Source organism: Listeria monocytogenes (genome assembly GCF_013282665.1).
Classification (GTDB): domain Bacteria; phylum Bacillota; class Bacilli; order Lactobacillales; family Listeriaceae; genus Listeria; species Listeria monocytogenes_C.
Map to the genome: position 1 here is coordinate 1,302,506 of NZ_CP054041.1, position 17,362 is coordinate 1,319,867.

18 protein-coding genes, 1 pseudogene and 1 riboswitch are annotated in these 17,362 nt (G+C 38.6%); of the genes and pseudogenes, 17 read left to right on the forward strand and 2 right to left on the reverse strand.

The features are described 5' to 3' along the window. Positions 1 to 29: 29 nt before the first annotated feature. The 12 genes and pseudogenes from HRK21_RS06560 to HRK21_RS06615 all read left to right on the forward strand — a co-directional run bounded on the left by HRK21_RS06560 (position 30) and on the right by HRK21_RS06615 (position 8,785). Entirely contained in the window at positions 30 to 332 is a 303-nt protein-coding gene (locus HRK21_RS06560) for a hypothetical protein (protein WP_003740132.1), read from the forward strand. Between the two features lie 41 nt (positions 333 to 373). Beyond that, positions 374 to 778 carry a phenylalanine racemase gene (locus HRK21_RS06565; protein ID WP_077952737.1) on the forward strand — a complete coding sequence of 135 codons (405 nt, stop codon included), beginning with the start codon at positions 374 to 376 and terminating at the stop codon, positions 776 to 778. Beyond that, positions 765 to 2,633 carry a phage tail protein gene (locus HRK21_RS06570; protein WP_070006384.1) on the forward strand — a complete coding sequence of 623 codons (1,869 nt, stop codon included), beginning with the start codon at positions 765 to 767 and terminating at the stop codon, positions 2,631 to 2,633. Before HRK21_RS06565 ends, HRK21_RS06570 begins: the two co-directional genes overlap by 14 nt. Next, complete coding sequence (locus HRK21_RS06575; protein WP_070006385.1) at positions 2,630 to 3,448, forward strand: phage tail family protein; 819 nt, start codon at positions 2,630 to 2,632, stop codon at positions 3,446 to 3,448. The genes HRK21_RS06570 and HRK21_RS06575 overlap by 4 nt, the downstream gene beginning before the upstream one ends. Before the next feature lie 9 nt (positions 3,449 to 3,457). After that, the gene (locus tag HRK21_RS06580; RefSeq protein ID WP_070006386.1) at positions 3,458 to 4,594 is read left to right on the forward strand and encodes a phage tail protein; all 1,137 of its coding nucleotides are present in this window, start codon (positions 3,458 to 3,460) and stop codon (positions 4,592 to 4,594) included. Continuing rightward, the gene (locus HRK21_RS06585) at positions 4,584 to 4,883 is read left to right on the forward strand and encodes a hypothetical protein (RefSeq protein WP_003740136.1); all 300 of its coding nucleotides are present in this window, start codon (positions 4,584 to 4,586) and stop codon (positions 4,881 to 4,883) included. Before HRK21_RS06580 ends, HRK21_RS06585 begins: the two co-directional genes overlap by 11 nt. Positions 4,884 to 4,897: 14 nt before the next feature. Further along, positions 4,898 to 5,473, forward strand: coding sequence for an alpha-amylase (locus HRK21_RS06590; RefSeq protein ID WP_070006387.1), 576 nt, complete (start codon positions 4,898 to 4,900; stop codon positions 5,471 to 5,473). 14 nt (positions 5,474 to 5,487) lie between these two features. After that, positions 5,488 to 5,967, forward strand: coding sequence for a hypothetical protein (locus HRK21_RS06595; protein WP_070006388.1), 480 nt, complete (start codon positions 5,488 to 5,490; stop codon positions 5,965 to 5,967). Next, a complete protein-coding gene (locus HRK21_RS06600) occupies positions 5,964 to 6,500 on the forward strand; it encodes a hypothetical protein (protein ID WP_070006389.1) in 537 nt (178 codons plus the stop codon). The genes HRK21_RS06595 and HRK21_RS06600 overlap by 4 nt, the downstream gene beginning before the upstream one ends. A gap of 18 nt (positions 6,501 to 6,518) precedes the next feature. Beyond that, on the forward strand, positions 6,519 to 6,941 hold the full coding sequence (locus HRK21_RS06605) for a phage holin family protein (RefSeq protein ID WP_070006390.1): 423 nt from the start codon (positions 6,519 to 6,521) through the stop codon (positions 6,939 to 6,941). Next, positions 6,922 to 7,446, forward strand: a pseudogene (locus tag HRK21_RS06610) (N-acetylmuramoyl-L-alanine amidase); the annotation flags it as partial. The gene HRK21_RS06605 and the pseudogene HRK21_RS06610, both read left to right, overlap by 20 nt. Before the next feature lie 67 nt (positions 7,447 to 7,513). After that, the gene (locus HRK21_RS06615; RefSeq protein WP_070006392.1) at positions 7,514 to 8,785 is read left to right on the forward strand and encodes a phage baseplate protein; all 1,272 of its coding nucleotides are present in this window, start codon (positions 7,514 to 7,516) and stop codon (positions 8,783 to 8,785) included. Positions 8,786 to 8,843: 58 nt separating this feature from the next. On the opposite strand, the gene HRK21_RS06620 is transcribed toward HRK21_RS06615, so the two are convergent. Further along, positions 8,844 to 11,195 carry a bifunctional metallophosphatase/5'-nucleotidase gene (locus HRK21_RS06620; RefSeq protein WP_077952738.1) on the reverse strand — a complete coding sequence of 784 codons (2,352 nt, stop codon included), beginning with the start codon at positions 11,193 to 11,195 and terminating at the stop codon, positions 8,844 to 8,846. Between the two features lie 187 nt (positions 11,196 to 11,382). Between HRK21_RS06620 and HRK21_RS06625 the strand changes: the two genes are divergently transcribed. After that, the gene (locus tag HRK21_RS06625) at positions 11,383 to 12,132 is read left to right on the forward strand and encodes an EAL domain-containing protein (protein ID WP_014601585.1); all 750 of its coding nucleotides are present in this window, start codon (positions 11,383 to 11,385) and stop codon (positions 12,130 to 12,132) included. Between the two features lie 67 nt (positions 12,133 to 12,199). Here HRK21_RS06625 and HRK21_RS06630 read toward each other — a convergent pair whose 3' ends face one another. After that, entirely contained in the window at positions 12,200 to 13,708 is a 1,509-nt protein-coding gene (locus HRK21_RS06630; protein WP_003740144.1) for an IMP dehydrogenase, read from the reverse strand. 176 nt (positions 13,709 to 13,884) lie between these two features. Between HRK21_RS06630 and HRK21_RS06635 the strand changes: the two genes are divergently transcribed. From HRK21_RS06635 to HRK21_RS06650, 4 genes are all read left to right on the forward strand, one after another. Then, positions 13,885 to 14,118, forward strand: coding sequence for a (4Fe-4S)-binding protein (locus HRK21_RS06635; protein WP_003740145.1), 234 nt, complete (start codon positions 13,885 to 13,887; stop codon positions 14,116 to 14,118). An 11-nt stretch (positions 14,119 to 14,129) separates the two neighbouring features. Continuing rightward, a complete protein-coding gene (locus HRK21_RS06640) occupies positions 14,130 to 14,408 on the forward strand; it encodes a GNAT family N-acetyltransferase (RefSeq protein WP_003724964.1) in 279 nt (92 codons plus the stop codon). Positions 14,409 to 14,545: 137 nt separating this feature from the next. Continuing rightward, positions 14,546 to 14,648: riboswitch (SAM riboswitch) on the forward strand. Between the two features lie 86 nt (positions 14,649 to 14,734). Further along, a complete protein-coding gene (locus tag HRK21_RS06645) occupies positions 14,735 to 16,309 on the forward strand; it encodes an ABC transporter substrate-binding protein (protein WP_069887582.1) in 1,575 nt (524 codons plus the stop codon). Positions 16,310 to 16,409: 100 nt separating this feature from the next. Then, positions 16,410 to 17,360, forward strand: coding sequence for an ABC transporter permease (locus tag HRK21_RS06650; RefSeq protein WP_003724034.1), 951 nt, complete (start codon positions 16,410 to 16,412; stop codon positions 17,358 to 17,360). The last annotated feature ends 2 nt before the right edge of the window (positions 17,361 to 17,362 follow it).

The window sequence follows — 17,362 nt, forward strand, 5'->3', positions numbered from 1 at the left end:
TAAGTGGCTTTCCCTTAGGAGGAAAATAAATGTTTGAAGTGAATAATACAACTTATATTTTACGATTTAATAAACAAAAAGTTAAAACGGTGGAATTAACATCAGGGATTAGTTTAGTTGCAGCTTTGACTGCGAATAAGGGGATTTTGAGCTATCAAGTGATTGAAACGCTATTTGTTTCAGGACTTGTGGAAGAAAAAGGCTTGGTACCTGTAAAACAAAAAGAAGCTTTGGAAATTTTCGACAAGTTAGTAGAAGAACAAGGCTTAATTTCGCTTAATGTAGCTGTTATTGAGAAATTGCAAGAGGATATGGGTTTTTTGTTCCGTTAAAACAGATTGAATTTGAGTATTTTGGAGCAACGGACGAAGAACTGGATAGTGAAATGAACCATGATTTCGATTTGGAAAAACAATTCGCTTTTTTTGTAGTCAATTTTCAGATGTCCAAGCGTGATTTTGAAGAACTTACTGAAGTGGAGAAAAATTTCATCATGAAAGAATGGGAAAACAAGGTGGTTTTTGAATCTACTATGCTTCGAAATGCGGTCTTAAATGCGGAACAAAATCTCAATCGAAAACGAAATTCACGTTTTATCGACTTGCATAAAAAACGTCAGAAGAAAGCCGATGTTAATTATACAGTAAATGCACTTCAAGCAATTTCCGAGAATGAAGCGAAGGAAGGCAAAGCGTGGATTGACCGGATTTATAGTGCAAATGGGTTGCGAAGACCTAAAAATAAAGAAGAAAGGAGGAACGTGAATGGCGGATTCTAAAAGTATTACATTTGAACTGAACGAGAGCGTTTTAACAGCACAAGTTGGCAGGCTAGATGAAATGGCAATGGTTGTAGAGCAGCGATTTTCAGAGCTCAAAATGACTATTGAAGATGTTGGAAACGCTGATCCAGGTTCAAAAATTTCCGAATCTCTAGGTGGACTCCAATCTGGCCTTAGCACGATTAGTTCAGCGTTTGGACAACTGGGTTCTAGTAGTGAGGCGATTACATCCGGATTCGGTACTGCAGTTGGTTCTGTTGGTGGAATCACGGATGCGTTTAAAAATCTAGGTTCAAGTGTGCAAAATGGTACGTTATTTTCAAGTTTAGCAACCGGAATTGGTGGCATGAGTACAATGATTGGCGGAGTATCTGGTGGAGTTCAAGGAATTACCAATCTAGCTAGTGGTTTTATGGAGTTGAAGAAGCATTTAGGCGGATTAATGTCTTCCATTGGTAGTGTTGGAGGAATTATGGGTAAACTAACTTCGCCTATGGGGTTAGTTATTATCGGGATTGTAGCGTTAGTAGCTGCATTTGCGTATTTGATGACGACGAATGAATCATTCCGAAATACGGTGATGTCAGTCGTAACTCAGGTTGCGCAGTTGTTCGGTCAACTTGTTGCCAGTTTAATGCCGATTATCATGCAAATTGTTACTGCGGTTATGCAAATTGGTGCCGCGTTAATGCCAATAGTTATGCAATTTATTAGCTTTTTTGCGCAATTGTTAGCCCAATTAATGCCATTTATTAATATGCTGATTTCTATGCTTATGCCTGTTATTATGCGGATTGTTCAAGTTGTTATGTCACTTGTTTCGGCATTACTGCCAAGTATCATGACAGTGATTCAAGGTATAATGAGCGTTATTCAATTTTTAATTCCGATAATTATGCAAATCGCGACAGTGGTTGTACAAATTGTTGGAACAATTATTTCGTATATAAGTAAAATTATGCCGATTGTAATGACGATTATTGGCGTTATTGTTTCGATTATCACCACGATTATTAGCTATGTTGTTATTATTGCTACGACGATTGCTAGTGTTATCGGGAAAATTATTAGCTTTATTGCTGGTGTTATTACGGCAGTTATCGGGATTGTGCAACCAATTATTGCCTTTATTACCAATATTTTTACGACTATCGTGACGATTATTGGTGCAGCTTTCCAAATGGTATTTACTGTTGCATCCAAAATTTGGAATGCCATTATGTCGACGATTTCCGGAATTATTGAAGGAATTAAAGCGGTTATCACAGGTATTTCTACTACAGTTTCATCAGTATTTAATGGAGTGAAGCGTATCATTACAGGTGTTTTTGACGGAATCAAAAGTGCTTGGGGTGGACTAACAGATTTTGTAGGAAATATTTTTGATGGTGTTTCAAGTGCAATTCAAACAGTGGTAGACAATGTCAAAGGTTTTGTAAACGTCGTAATTCGAGGGATTAATGGAGCGATTGGTTTAATTAATAAGATTCCAGGTGTTGAAATCAGCAAAATACCACAATTAATTTCCGGAACAACAAATTTCCAAGGTGGCTTTGCTCGGATGAATGAAGGCGGCCGAGGCGAAATGGTTGTTTTACCGTCTGGTTCTCAAGTAATTCCGCACGATGCAACGATGAAATATGCAAGAGAAAGTGCGCGCGGAAATAAATCAATGCTTTACACGAGTCAAGGCGCTGATTTGGCTAGAGTTGAAAATCTACTCGAGCGCTTACTGCAAAAAAATCCTGTAATCAAAATGGATGACAAAGTGGTAGCCGAGGTAGTTAGCCGTAATCAAGCTAACTCATTTGATCAGTACAATTACACAATGGGAGGTGTAGCTTATTCATGAGTGATTTGTTTTTAGAATTAAATGGAAAAGTGCATTCGCTTAGTGAGACATTTCCAGGTCTTTCTGTACAAGAAGTTTCCAGACAAAGTCCCCAGTTAAGCATGGAAACTGCTGAAATCGCTGGGACTGATGGGGTTATTCCAGGAATGACACAATTTAAACCGTTTATCTTTTCAGCGAAATGTAATTTGCAAGCACTTGATATTCCGGATTACCATTTGGCAGTCAGAGAAATTTATGAATTTTTATTTCAACGGGATAGTTATTATATTTGGAGCGATCAAATGCCGGGAATTCGGTATAAGGTGCATCCTAAACCAGTTGATTTTAGTCGAGAATCGGATCGTGTTGGTTTACTCACTATAGAATTTGATGTATTTAAAGGCTATGCGGAGTCACGTGGCACGAGCCTTGATCCCATGACTTTTGAAGTAGATTTATGGCAAATGGGAATGAATTTATCGAACCGTGATGATTTATTTTATATTTTTAAAGAAAATACATTTAGAGTCTATAATGCGGGGAGCGACCGTGTTAATCCACTAATGCGACATGAATTAGATATTGCGATGACGGCGAATGGGACACCAACGATTCATAATCTTACAACGGGAGAATCCTTCGAGTATCGGAAAGAGCTCCAAAAAACAGATGTTTTACTGTTGAACAATATTTATCCACTTGTCAATAACCGCCGTGTTGGAAAAGATACCAATCACGGAATTATCACCCTTGAAAAAGGCTGGAACGATTTTGAAATCAAAGGTGTAACGGATGTAACGATTGCTTTTAATTTTCCGTTCATTTATCGGTAGGTGATAGGTATGGATTATGTGATTATTCAAAGTATGGACAAAGAAGTAGAAGAAATTCTAACAGACATAGATTACGGCTCCTTTTCCTACGATTATGAAAAAAATACAAGTCGCGCTATCTCGTTTACTGTGAATAAAACGAAACAGAATGCAGCAATTTTTGACTTGGTAGGAAATGAAGCAATTTTAACATATCAAGGGCAGCAATTTGTTATTAAAAAATGTACGCCAAAATCTATTGGAGGAACAATTTCAAAGCAAATAACGGCTCAGCATATTTGTTATACAGTGCAAGATCATGTGCAGTATAACGTGAAATCTGGACGAAAAAAATATTCGATTCAAACGGTGTTGGAATTTGCGTTACAAGATAATGTACTAGGATTTTCTTATGAAATTCAAGGGAGTTTCCCTTTAGTTGAACTAGAGGATTTAGGAAATAAAAATGGCTTAGAGCTAGTGAATTTATGTTTGGAAGAATTCGGAGCAATTTTGTTTGCAGATAATAAAAATCTTTATTTTTACGATGAAAAAAGTTGGTATGTAAAGACAGAAAAGCAATTTCGTTATTTATATAATACGGAAGAAGTTTCAGTGGATACAAACACAGATAATTTGAAGACGGAGATAAAGTGTTACGGCAAGCAAAAAGAGAATGCCGATAAGCTGACTGGGGATAATAAGTACATGGCGGTTGTCACGTATACTTCGCCGAATGAGGCTATTTACGGGAAACGAATGGCAAATGCTAAAAGTGATGACAAAATCACGAACAATGATGACTTATTAATTTTTGCAAAGAAGCAAATTTTAGATGTTCCAGAAACAGCGCTTACTATTTCTTATAAAGGAAAAGAACCTGTTTCAGAGCGGGATGTTTGGTATTTCATTCATGAACCGATGGGATTTGAGACAGAAGTAAAAGTAACAAAAATTAAATCGAGTCATCCTTGGAGTAAGAAGTTTCAAGAGATTGGCTTCAGTAATTCGCGACGGGATATGGTCCGAATTCAAACACAAATTGCTAACCAAGTAAAGAAAGCTAGCGTGGATACAAATAAAATCAATTCGTTTTCGAGCATCGCAATGAATGCTTATGATTCACGAATTTTAACGGAAGTAGTAGGTGTGGTAGATGGCAACTGAAATTAGAGTGTTAAAAAATGTAGATAATACAGTCTTCTATCCAAAGACACATATAACGGCGGTGGAAGGTTTAGACGTGGCTACAACTACTACAGATGGAATGATGTCTGCCAGCGACAAAACGAAATTAAATGGAATTGAAGCTAATGCAGAAAAAAATAATGTGACTGCAAGCGATATTGCTAACTGGAATAAAAAACAGGACGCAATTTTGGTTTCCGAAAATGGCTCTAATTTCAAAATAACTGTCACGAATAATGGTGAACTAAAGGCAACAAAAGTGGAATAGAAAGGAGGTTGCGTATGAAGTTGGATTTATGGAAATGGGAAATGCTTCTTCAAGGTCGTGAATTTAGAAATAAAACAAATGATAACTGGCAAAAATTAATGGATTGGTCTGATTTTATTTCTACAGGTTTGAAGGCGATTTATGTCTACGTAAATAAAGCAGATGCTACCTTAAATAACAAAATTGACATCGTGGATAGAGCAGTAAATGCAAGGGTTAATGAGCTGATTAGCGGGACAGAGCAGCTAAGTGAAGTGGTTGATGCGAGATCAGATGCGTTTGGTGCGCGATACCCTGTGCTAAGAGAACGTTTAAACCAAGAACAGCTTAATTTTAGCAAAAAGAGCACGATTCAATTTGACGCGAGTACTATCATAAGTATGGAAAAACAAGATATTGGGCTACTAACAAGTAAAAAAATCTCAGAAGCGCAAACCGTATGTTTTTTAAATATCTCAAGTCTTGATGAAGACGCAGATATTATCCTTGAAAAAACAGGTGAGACAAGTTTCTCAGAAAGTTTAACAAGCCTAGTCTTTGCAAAAATTGGAACGAATGAACGCTACCAAATGGAGCCAGTTGGTGCATAAAGGAGGAGTGAACAATGACTGAAATTAAGCGAATGCTGCAGACAAAAGATGATAATTCAAAAGAACAATTTTATCCAGAGACGCATGTTGCAGGAATTGTCGGGTTGACAGAATACGTTTCTGGTCAGCTTCCAACAGGGGTGGTAAGTGTGAATGGTAAGGCTGGACGCGTCTTGTTAGACGCAGAAGACATCCACGCTGCCAAAAAGAGTCACAACCATGAAGTCGCAACATACACAACGGATGGCTTTATGAGTTCTTTTGATAAACAAAAGATTGATCAATTAGTTTCACCAGAAGCTGGCGTGACAAGCATAAATGGTAAAACAGGAATTGTTGATTTATTCGCGTCGGACTTAGACGCAGCAGAGATAAACCACACACATACAGAAGCAACTACTACAGAAAGTGGTTTTTTGGCAAAAGAGGACAAAGAAAAACTAGATGCGATGCAAGTGATCGCGCTGGAAACTATTAAGGAGGTTATAGAATGACTAAAATTGTAAAAATGTCAGAGAAAAATGAACATGGAACGTTAGAGCAATTCTATCCAGAAACACATGCAGAGGCTGTTAAAGGACTGGTGAGCGTTACAGAAGAAGAAAAGACGACTTGGAGCGGGAAAGAAACCACTGCGGGTGCAGAACAAAAGGCGAATGCTGCTTTGAATAGTGCGAAAGATTATGTGAATGCAATTGGTGAAGGAACGGTCATTTTCAAAGGAGCGAATCTTATGGGTGCAGGACAATCTTTTAAATGGGATCCTGATAAATTGAAATTTGGAATGACGTTATTGTTTAGCCGTTATGATTCAACCACGAATACACCTCAGGATTATTATTATCATCCGGTTTTCTTATCTCGAGCGCAATTATTGGAGATTGCAGGTGGAGGTGTTTTAATTCAAATGCCTTCAGTAACTTATGGAGATCGGAAATATTTCTATGTTTCAACAACAGGTATTTCTGGGCACGCAGATAATTCCAATTACAAAGCTTGGGCACTTCGTCAAATCACAATTATGTAATCAAAAAGGAGGTTTTCCATGGAAGTCATACTAAAAATTGGGATTTTAGGTTTTGGTGCGATGTTTGGATACTTGTTTGGGGAAGTGGATTTATTGGTAAAAGTGCTGGTGTGCTTTATTGTAGCTGACTATATTTCTGGGCTACTCGCTTCAGGGTATCTTGGGGAACTTAGCAGCAAAATGGGTTTCAAAGGAATCGCGAAAAAAATTGCTATCTTAATTTTAGTGGCTATTGCGCATCAAATAGATTTGATTCTGGGAACGCATAATACGACGCGGGATGCGGTTATCTTTTTCTATTTGGCGAATGAGCTGATTTCTATATTGGAAAATTTCGTTCGAATGGGGATGAAGGTCCCGGAAGTATTGAAAAATTTAATTTTGATTTTTGATGCTAAATCAGGGGACGAGGAGGAAAAGCATGACAAAGATATGGATTGACGCCGGTCATGGTGGTAGGGATCCGGGCGCAAGCGGGAACGGTCTTGTTGAAAAAAATTGGGTGCTTGCAACTGCGAAACAGCTTCAAACAGAACTAGTAAAAGCTGGATTTGAAGTAGGAATGACGCGAACAAATGATACTTTTTTAGAATTACGTGAACGTGCAAAAAAAGCAAATAGTTTTAAAGCTGATTTGTTTCTTTCACTTCATTTTAATGCAGGTGGCGGCAAGGGTTACGAAGATTATATTTACACATCGGTTCCGGCTAGAACTAAGATAATTCAAAAAACGATTCACAAAAATGTTATGGTAAAAGTAACTAAACATGGCATTCGTGATCGAGGTATGAAAAAAGCTAACTTCGCGGTTTTAAGAGAAACGGAAATGGACGCGATTTTATTAGAAGCCGGCTTTTGTGATAGTACGGATGTGACTATTCTTAAATCGAATGTATATCAGCGAGATTATTGCTTAGGAATTTTGGCAGGAGTGAAAGAGATTTTTAAAGATTGATACAGAAATAACTTTTTAGAACAACATATTAAAACATAAACAACAAGGGGGACTTAAAATGACTGAAATTGTAAAAGAATTTGATATAAAAAAAGCACAAGATAACTTAGCGGTTCAGGTAAACTGTTGGGCACCGTTCCAATTTGTAATGATTAGTGATTTGTATATATATGGCGTGGAACAACCAGCTCTTACTTATCCAGATAACGCAACGATTTACCAAATTGATAATAATGGAGAGGTTAGGGGTAAAATGCTTCTTAAAGGGGGCACACATAACTCTGCGTATGGTGTAAAAACGATTGATGGTAAAGATTATATCTACGCTCCGATTCACACAGCTAGTGGAAATAAAGTAGCTCATAAATTCGAATTTGTAAAAGATACAACGATTACCGAATATTCTTCAAACGTAACCAAATTAGGCGATTTTGGTGTGAAAAAATCTTTTAATGTTAATATTGTGAATGATGATGTATTTGTTTTTACTCTATTAGAAGATAATACAGCAACAGTGATGAAATTTACACTTTCAGAATTCGAGCAAGGTGCAACAGATAGTGCGATTAAATTTGATATTGGCGATAAAGGTTATGGATACTTACAAGGCTTTGCAGGGTTTGGCGATAAAGTATATATTGCAGTTGGCCCTGGTGGGACACCAAGTAAGCCTGGGAGCCAATGCTACTTGTATACACACTCCTTAATAGATGGTAGCTTGTATGATAAACAATGGATTTCTTGGGGGACAGACGATGAACTCGGAGAACCGTTTAATCAATCGCATGAGCCTGAAGGAATGGCATTTTTTGTAAGTAAAACGGGTGAGCCAGTTTTAGTTCAAACTGTTTTTACTGGGGGATATGGGCCGGGTGGAGGAGCAGTCCAACGCCGAAATAAACTATATACAATTACAAACTTAAATAATAGCGAGGATTTTGCAGGTAGATTTAATCGTAAAAGACCTGCATCTGCTATGATTTATGAAGATTCACTTAAAGGCAATAATGGGAACGTAGCATATATGACGCGGGATATCTCCAATTATGAATATATTGTAGTAACATGGATGCATGGTGATGGGGTAAGACGTAATCAAAGTTTCCGTGTGAAAAATTTACTAGAATATTCGCGAATAGACCTTTCTAATGTAGTGTTACAAAGCGATGGTTTTGCTACGGTTTACTACTTTATTGTAGACATCACAGGTTCTCAAATGCGTGTCCTTTATTCAAGAGCACGAAGAATGAAACCAACAGGCTGGGATGCTTTAGCTGATCCTTACGCAAACTCTGTAGTTCTTTCCGTAGAAGGTTATGGATTACGATAATTTAATATAAGAATCCCCCTTACCATACTCGGTAAGGGGGTTTTAGTTATAGTCTCAATTAACTTCTCTTCCGCAAAACATAAAGTGCAGTAGTCGTTAAAACAATACCAAATACAGTTGCAAATCCAGCTGTATCACCAGTTGTTGGTAAGGACGTATTAGAGGTTCCTGTTGTTGATGGGTTTGGTGTTGTAGTTGTAGGATCTTCGGTAGTGGTAGTTCCGCCATTTGTGCCGGAGCCGTTACCGTTATTTGTTCCACTATTTCCATCTGTTCCACCGTTATTTCCGTTTCCATTACCGTTGTCCGTGCCGCCGTTACCGTTATCTGGAGGAGTCGTTGCCGCGGCTTGGACCGTTGCTTGGAAAGTGGTGCTGTATCCGTTCGGGTCAGTGATAGTTGTTGTAATTTGGTCGCCTTTTTTAAGGTTTAAAGAGGTTACATCTACGGAAAACTTGCCGTTTGCGTCAGCAGCTGCGTTCGGTCCAGCAGCAAGCGCCATTCTTGCATTAGCAGTTGCTTTTTGAACAGAAACTGTAGCTCCTGGTAAAGTAGTTCCAGTTAGATTTTTGTCTTTTTCAGCTAGTTTGTTGATTTTTGTTGCGTCTTTGATTGCTTTGATAGCTGCATCTTCGGTTTCTTTGTCGATTTCAGCTTTTGATTTGTAGACTTTACGTCCTTCTTTTTGAGCTGTAATGACTTTTTCAGCAGCTTTTTGGTCTTTGATGTAGTTGATGAATGTTTCAGTATCTGGGTCGATTGCAGTTACTAAGTTTGCTTTTTTGAAGGCGGAGAATCCATCGCCACCGCCAAATAGGAAGTCATTGATTACGACTTTGTATTTTTGGTCAGCTTTTAAAGGTGTTCCGTCTTCTGTTGTAACACTCGCAACTTTGTATGCGTGATCCAAATCATCTGTATCTGTGAAAGTGTATTTTAGTCCAGAAATTTGTAGGAAATAAGTTTGGTTGCTTAAATATTGTTGGTTTAATGCTTCCAAAATATCAGCGCCAGTCATTTCTACTACTTGCAAAATGTTACCAAATGGTTGAACAGCTTGAGCCGCGCCCCACGTGATTTCATTTTGGCCATTAGCGAGGCGAGTAGCAAGATCAGAACGGATTCCGCCGTTGTTAGTCATGGCAAAGTCGACATCGGCGCCGGCTTTGTTTGCCATGTAACGTTGCGCATCCGTAATCATATTACCAAGCTCGGATTCTTTATCATCAATTGCTTTGTTGTCTGGATTTGTGTCACGAGAAATAACGTCTTTATTCGCTAGTCCGATAGTTTCGTTGATAACCCCTTCAATGCGACTTTTCGCATCTTCAGTTACTGCTGTAATATCGGCATTTGGTGTGACGCTTCTCGTGTTGTATGTAATTTTAGCGTCAGGTGGTGTAACGAAATCGCCAGTAGTTTTATCAAGTTCGCCAGTTACATCTGAAAAAGCTTTACCATTGTTGTAACTTTGAACGATACGAGTTTTTCCGACTAATCCATTTGTGTATTGGTGATTGTGACCTGCAAGAACTAAATCGACCGAGTTATTTGGGTCTAATTCATTTGCTTTTGTGATCATATTAGCAGCTTCCCCAGCTACATCTTGTTTTGTTCCAGTGTTAGGATTTCCAGTAGAAAGTGCTGGAACGTGAGATAGAACAACGATTGCGTTAACGCCTTGGCCTCTAAGTTCAGCAGAGTATTTGACAATAGTTTCTGCTTCATCAAGGAAATCGTAGTCTTTAATATGATTTGCAAGAACTAAATTAGGAATTTCTGTTGTAACGATACCGATGAAGCCCACTTTGACACCATCAATTTCTTTTACATAGTATGGTAAAAAGCCTTCTGCGACTGTGTTTGTTCCTTTGTTGACTACGTTAGCTGCGACGATTTTCATGTCACTTTTAACGCGTGGATAAGCTTCTACGATCGGTCCAAATTTGTTTGTAGAGACCCCGTCCAAAATTCGTTTGTATTCAGGTAGTCCTTCATCAAACTCATGGTTACCTAATGTGCCGACTTCGAAATTCATTTTTTGGAGAACTTTCATTGTGGGCTCATCTTGAAGTAAACCTGATACTGCTGGACTTGCGCCGACCATGTCGCCCGCTTGAACACGGATAGCATTGTCAGTTGTCGCCCCAGGATTTGCCTGTAAAAATGAGTTAGTGGCATTATCCAAATTGGTAGCTAAGTAATCTGCTCCGCCAATTGGTGAGCCTGATGCATCTTTAGAGGCTGTTTCAAGCGCTCCGTGGAAATCATTTATTCCCAAAATCTGAATGGGAACCGTATCCGCTGCTGCTTGTGCTGTTGTCCCGGTGAATGGTGCTGTAAGTCCGATTGTGAGCCCTGCTACGAGTAAAACATGTGTAGTTTTCTTGAAAAATTTGTTCACTTTCACACTCTCCCTTTTTTCGCCAGTGGCAATTTTGTAAGCGCTAACTCATAGGTGCCTAGCTATAATTGTAGCAAAGTGGAATCTCCCTAGCAATAGGAAATATGGATTTTGTGTAAATGTAGTGATAATATTTGGCTATATTTTCATTTCGGTGGAAAAAAGGGTAAACTAGAGAAAAAGGAGGGATAAGATGGATATCTCAAGTACGGAAATATGGGATGCAATTAGGAGAAATAGTTATTTGCTATATTATCAACCAAAAGTAGATGCGAAAACGAATAAAATTATTGGTTTTGAAGGATTGATTCGATTAAAAACGGCAACAACCATTTTGACTCCAATTGATTTCTTTGATGATATTGTCCTTTTAAATGCAACGCGGGAAATGCAAGATTTTGTTGCTGAAACAGCGATAAAACAGATTAATCAGCTAGGAGGACGCTTTTCAATTTCGATTAATATTCCGGCGCATTATGTAGCAAGCAGTACATATATGACTTTTTTACATGATTATGTGAAAGAACATTTAAAGTATCCGGAATGCTTAGAAATAGAGATTATCGAACGGGGCGAAATTACGGAACTTGCTATCGCGGATAAAAACTTACGAAAAATAAAAGACCTTGGTGTCAAAGTGAGTATGGATGACTTTGGGAAAGGTTACAGTTCACTGGCGTATTTGCGCAGCTTGCCGATTGATATTGTGAAAACAGATATGTCTTTTATCGCATTACTAAAAACAGATCGAAAACAACAAATTATTATTCGCGCGATTGTCAATTTGTGCCATGATTTAGGTGGGAAAGTAGTTACAGAAGGCGTTGAAGACATGGAGCAAGTGGAAAAATTACGGGAAATGAAAGTAGATTATTTCCAAGGCTATTATTTTAGTCGACCATTACCGATGGAAGATATTAAAGAAAAATATTCTTTTGTGTGAGATGTATGAATAGAAAATTGGTTGGTGTGAGAATGGTAATTTACCAAATTCACACCAACCAATTTTTTTATTTGATTAAATTGTTCGAAGCGTCTTTTACAACCACGTCATGTGCTCCACCTTCTACGATAGAAGTGGACGATACGAGGGTGATTTTTGCTTTTTGTTGCAATTCAGGGATAGTGAGCGCGCCGCAGTTACACATGGTAGAGCGGACTTTGCTGAGGCTGATTGCGACATTGTCTTTCAAAGATCCAGCGTAAGGAACATAAGAATCTACGCCTTCTTCAAAAGATAATTTTTTGTCGCCACCAAGGTCATAACGTTGCCAGTTACGCGCGCGGTTAGCTCCTTCGCCCCAATACTCTTTCATATACGTGCCGTTTAAATTCACTTTATTAGTAGGGCTTTCATCAAAACGAGAGAAATAACGACCAAGCATGATAAAGTCAGCGCCCATTGCTAGAGCTAGCGTCATGTGGTAGTCATAAACAATTCCGCCATCAGAACAAATCGGAATATATACACCTGTTTCTTCAAAATATTCATCGCGTGCTTTAGCCACATCAATTAGCGCAGTTGCTTGCCCGCGACCGATGCCTTTTTGTTCACGCGTGATACAAATGGAACCACCGCCAACACCAACTTTAACGAAATCTGCGCCAGCTTCTGCAAGATAACGGAAGCCATCGCGGTCAACAACATTCCCTGCGCCAACTTTGACCGTATCACCGTATTTACCGCGAACATAATCAAGTGTACGTTTTTGCCATTCGGAATAGCCCTCAGAGGAATCGATACACAGAATATCTGCGCCTGCTTCTACTAGAGCGGGAACACGTTCTTCATAGTCGCGCGTATTAATACCAGCTCCAACAACGTAACGTTTGGAGGAATCAAGTAGTTCTAATTTATTTTCTTTATTAGAGTCATAGTCTTTGCGGAATACCATATGGACTAGGTGCTCGTTATCGTCTACAAGTGGTAAGGCATTTAATTTGTTGTCCCAAATAATGTTGTTAGCTTCTTTTAAAGTGGTCGATTTGTTAGCGGTAACTAATTTTTCGAAAGGAGTCATGAAATCGGCCACTTTTTCGTCTGGACTCATGCGCGTTACGCGGTAGTCACGACTTGTTACGATACCTAATAATTTACCATGCGCCGTTCCGTCTTCTGTCACTGCAACTGTGGAATGACCCGTTTTTTCTTTTAAATCAAGGATGTCTTGAAGGGTTTTGTCTGGGCTGATGTTGGAATCACTAATAACGAATCCAGCTTTATGATTTTTCACACGAGAAACCATCGCCGCTTCACTTTCGATGGATTGGGAGCCGAAGATGAAGGATACGCCACCTTCTTTAGCAAGAGCGATCCCCATATTATCATCAGAAACAGCTTGCATAATTGCGGAAACAAGCGGAATGTTCATTGTGATTGCAGATTCTTCCCCTTTTTTAAATTTCACGATTGGTGTTTTTAAGCTAACATTTGTTGGAACACATTCAGCGGATGAGTAGCCTGGAACAAGTAAAAATTCACTAAATGTGCGGGACGGTTCTTCAAAATAAAATGCCATTATTTCCACTCCTTCTTCTATTTTTAAATGAATTTATAAAATATCTTTATTATTTCAATAACTGGATGGAAAGTCAATGATTGGGGGCGCTTTTTAGGAATGTTTTCGGACGTTTTCTTTTGGGGAAGAGTGGAATATATGAAAGGTAGAGAAATTTTGGCGAAGGAGGTAATCAGATGGACGAAGAAACATTGCTAGAACGTGGCTACCGGAAGTATCACGGGGCGGATGTAGATATTTATTTTAATACTAATATTTGCGAGCATTCGGGTAATTGTGTAAAAGGTAACGCAGAACTTTTTAATTTGGATAGAAAACCATGGATTATGCCAGACAATGTATCGAAAGAAGAAGCAAAACGGGTGATTCATACTTGCCCGAGTGGAGCACTTCAATATATCGAGAAATAGGAGGTTATCAGATGGAATATAAAAATGGTGAAAATAGAATTTATGCGGTAAACGATGAGGGGGTAGAGGTTGGCGAAGTGACTTTCGTTCCAACTGGGGAAGATATGTTTATTATTGACCACACAGGCGTAGATGATGCGGCTCGAGGTCAGGGGATAGCCCAAGAACTTGTGAAACGTGCTGTCGAAAAAGCGAAAACAGAAGGAAAGAAAATTGTTCCGCTTTGTCCGTTTGCGAAAGCAGAATTTGCTAAGAAGCCGGAATATCAAGAAGTACAAGCTGCAAAATAAGAAATGTAGACTAGGTTTTATTCCTAGTCTATTTTTATGAAAAAATTTTAGAATTCCAGTTTTCTCTTCTTGACATCTGCTTTATTTCAGTGTATCTTTAATTCACAGTAAACTTATAGGAATAATAGTATTACGTTTTCTTATCAAGAGCGGTGGAGGGAATCGGCCCAGTGAAGCCCAGCAGCGGAGCGCAAGTTCTATGCTAATTCCGATCAGAAGTAATATTCTGGCAGATAAGTAGTAGCTTTAAATAAGGCGCTTCGATTCTGACCAAAAAACAGAGGAAGCGTTATTTTTTAGCGCTTAAAGAGGGGAGTTTTTGTTAGATGAAGAAATTTTTATTAGTAGCGGTTATCTCGGTTTTTGCCTTGGTGTTAACGGCTTGCGGCGGCTCTGGCGCTAGTTCAGATAAAGCAAACGGTTCAGGCAAAGCGAAAGACGGCGGCTCTCTAATTATCGGCGTTACAGGAGATCCAGAAGTTATCAATCCGAACTACGCTTCTGACCGTGTAACATTAACGATTCAACAAGCTGTATATGCACCGCTATTTTGGGAAGTTGACGGGAAACCGGCACTTGCAAAAAGCTTAGATATTTCAGATGACAACTTAACTTACACTGTGAAACTAAAAGATGGTTTAACTTGGCATGACGGCAAACCTTTAACTGCAGACGATGTAGTATTTACTGTAAATTCTATTTTAGATACAAAACAAAACAGCCCGAATCGCGGCAACTTTGTTTTTGACAATAAACCTGTAAAAGTAGAAGCAGTAGACAAAACAACGGTGAAATTCACTTTACCAACTGTTGCTCCAGCCTTTGAAAATACAATTAAAACTTTCTTTCCAATTCCAAAACACATTTTTGAAGGGGTAGAAAACATCGAGAAAAGTGATAAAAACAAAAAGCCAATCGGTTCAGGTCCGTACAAATTTGTTGAATATAAAACAGGCGAATATGTTTCCTTAGAACGATTCAACGACTATTTTGACGGTAAACCAAAATTGGATAAAGTTACTTTCCGAATCACAAAAGACCAAAACGCAGCTAATTTAGCACTGCAAAATGGTGAAATCAACTTAAAATCCATTCAACCTTCTGACAGAAACAAAGTAGAAAAAGCGAGTGCGGTAAATATTATCACTTATCCTGAAAACCGCTTAAGCTATGCGACATTCAACGAAAACCAACCAGCGCTTAAATCAAAAGAACTTCGTCAAGCTCTTTCATATGCGCTTGATCGGGAAGAAATCATTGATGCAGCATACGGTTCAGATGAATACGCAAAACCAGCTTCCTCGTTCCTAACAGAAAACACAAAATACTTCACTGATAAAGTAGAAACATACGACCAAGATATTGCCAAAGCGAAAAAATTAGTAAAAGAAAGTGGTTTTGATACAAGTCAAAAACTAACTGTTTACTATTTAAACAACAGTAAATCACAAGAAAGTATCGCGCTATACTTGCAACAACAATACAAAAAAATCGGCGTGACACTTGACTTGAAACCAACAGATCCAAATGCACTAAGCAACATCACACTTGACCGCAAAAACGCAGACTACTCTATCGCGCTAAATGGTTATATCATGGGGAATGATCCTGATGCGTATAAATCTCTATACCTAAGCGATGCGCCATACAACTATTCGAACTACCATAACAAAGACCTAGATGCGCTTTGGGAAAAAGGTGCTGTAACTGCGGACGATAAAGAACGTCAAGAAATCTATGAAAAAATCCAAAACACCATTGCTGACGACGCTGTAATTTATCCAATTTCTTATGATAATGCAGTGCTCGCTCTTGATAGCCGTTACGGCGGTCAAAAAGCTGCAACACCACAACCAGTAACCATGTTCCGTGATCTTTCTAAACTATATTTAACGGAATAATAATTAAAAATCATTCGTAAAAATCTGACCTGCCATGCTTGTTTTTGGCAGGTTCAGGTTTTTACTTGTCATTTTTAGTGTTTTAGATAGGAGATAAATTATGCTAAAAACAATCATAAAACGCGTATTGCAAATTATTCCGATGCTATTTATTATCTCGATTATTTCGTTTGCCCTTATCAAATTAGCACCCGGGGATCCCGTAAATTCCTTTGTTACGCCTGATATGAATCCTGACGATGTAGAGCGGATTAGACAAAGCTTGGGACTTGATCAACCGATTTATGTGCAGTACTTTATTTGGCTTGGAAACTTATTGCAGGGAAATCTTGGTTATTCGATTGTGAACAGCCAGCCAGTTTTACAACAAATTTTAGAGAGAATTCCGGCGACACTTGGTTTGGTGGGAACTTCACTTGTGCTGACATTATTATTATCGATTCCGCTTGGTTTAGTTGCGGCGAATTATGAAAATACGTGGATTGATAAAGTATTAAACGGAATTTCATATATTGGGATTTCGATTCCGATTTTTTGGTTTGGGATGATTTTAATAGATGTATTTTCGATTCAGCTAGGTTGGCTCCCGAGTCTGGGGATGCGAACGATTGGGGTTGATTCTTTTTGGGATATGGCGGAACATGCAATTTTGCCAGTTATAACGCTGACTTTCCAAGGGTGCGCGGCATATTATCGTTACGTCCGCTCGAATACCATCAACCAATTAAAAGAAGAATATGTTTTATTTGGTTATGCGAAAGGTCTATCCAAAGTGCAAATTATGGGGCATCATGTCTTGAAAAATTCCTTGCTGCCAGTTATAACGCTACTTGGAATGTCACTTCCACAAGTCATTACAGGCGCTTTTATTACAGAAAGTATTTTTTCATGGCCGGGAATGGGCTCGCTTGGAATTAACGCGATTTTCCAACTAGATTACCCAGTTATCATGGCGATTACGCTATTTTCAGCGCTGTTATTAATTATCGGAAACTTGTTGGCCGATTTAGCTTATATGATTGTCGATCCGCGGATTAGGGAAATGGGGTGAGG